Below are 1,144 nucleotides of genomic sequence, written 5' to 3' on the forward strand. Positions count from 1 at the left end.
TTTGTACTTGTATCCTACATAAAACAGACCAAGCAGAATTGGATAGGTTTCTGGATAAAACAAGGTGGAAAAACTCCGCCATTTACATGCACAAAATCCTTTCCATTCAGATTCATCATTTATAGTTTTGATTATTTTTCTTCAAATCCTTACAATAAATACCAAAATAGCCTGCAACAATCAAACCTATTAAACTCCATTGCCAATCAAAAGATACTAGCGAACCCGTACGAATTAGATGAAGCGTAAGATTAAGACCTATTCCTAACAAAGGAAGTATAGTGGCTAGCTTAGGTAACAATGTATTGAGATTTAGGTTACGATTCATAGTTAATTTCCTTCTATATTTAGATTAACGTCTACTTCCTAGATAACGCCCATACATATAAGAAGCTACTCCTAATACACCCCAAGCTATTGCTGTGGAAGTAGTGACAATGAAGCCTCCTTCAGTAAGAGCCAAATCTTCTTCTGTCATGATATTAAATTTTTTATCCATTTCTTTCATTTTTCTCTCTCCTTTTTAAATAATACTGGCTAATCCAATAGCTACTCCAACCAAAATCCCTACTATTCCTAAATTAGTTCTTATTTCATTGATAATAACTAAAAGATGACTATTCAATAGCAGTTGCCATACACTAAAAATAGTTCTCTTTAAACCTTGTCTTTAGCTAAATCCAAGTAACTCATCATCAAAATAAGGATCGGAACAACTAATTCTGTTTGGAAATATTTTTCAACATTAAAGGTGATTACATTTAAATCTCCCAATATGCAAAGCACTCCAAAAATAATTAGAACTGCTCCCATTACATTTTTTAGATTTTTCATACAATTCTACTTTTATCCAAATTTACGTTTTAAATCTTGACCAATTAATCGACCACCAAGGAAAATTGCTACTCCTCCAGCAATCATGGCTATGGTAATTAAGCCACCTTCTGTATTCATCAATTCTTCTTCTGTCAATTCTGTCCATTTATTTAAATTCATTTTTTCTCTCCTTATTATTACATAAAATAGCCCCAAGCAATACCACCAATTAGTAAGACACCTCCTACAACTACAGCGGTAACCGACCCCCCATTCACATCCGTCAACTCTTCTTCTGTAAGAGCTACAAAGTTCTGTTCCATGTTGT

Annotated in this window: 5 protein-coding genes; all 5 read right to left on the reverse strand. The window is 33.4% G+C overall.

The features are described 5' to 3' along the window. Nucleotides 1–115: 115 nt before the first annotated feature. Nucleotides 116–328 carry a hypothetical protein gene (locus GMD6S_RS09320; protein WP_001081403.1) on the reverse strand — a complete coding sequence of 71 codons (213 nt, stop codon included), beginning with the start codon at nucleotides 326–328 and terminating at the stop codon, nucleotides 116–118. Between the two features lie 24 nt (nucleotides 329–352). Further along, the gene (locus tag GMD6S_RS12770; protein WP_000661693.1) at nucleotides 353–508 is read right to left on the reverse strand and encodes a hypothetical protein; all 156 of its coding nucleotides are present in this window, start codon (nucleotides 506–508) and stop codon (nucleotides 353–355) included. A gap of 149 nt (nucleotides 509–657) precedes the next feature. Beyond that, a complete protein-coding gene (locus tag GMD6S_RS12775) occupies nucleotides 658–834 on the reverse strand; it encodes a hypothetical protein (protein WP_000793177.1) in 177 nt (58 codons plus the stop codon). 12 nt (nucleotides 835–846) lie between these two features. Further along, a complete protein-coding gene (locus tag GMD6S_RS09325; protein ID WP_001052546.1) occupies nucleotides 847–996 on the reverse strand; it encodes a class IIb bacteriocin, lactobin A/cerein 7B family in 150 nt (49 codons plus the stop codon). A gap of 17 nt (nucleotides 997–1,013) precedes the next feature. After that, complete coding sequence (locus GMD6S_RS09330) at nucleotides 1,014–1,139, reverse strand: class IIb bacteriocin, lactobin A/cerein 7B family (RefSeq protein WP_000437099.1); 126 nt, start codon at nucleotides 1,137–1,139, stop codon at nucleotides 1,014–1,016. Between the last annotated feature and the right edge of the window lie 5 nt (nucleotides 1,140–1,144).

This window comes from Streptococcus sp. GMD6S (assembly GCF_000297015.1).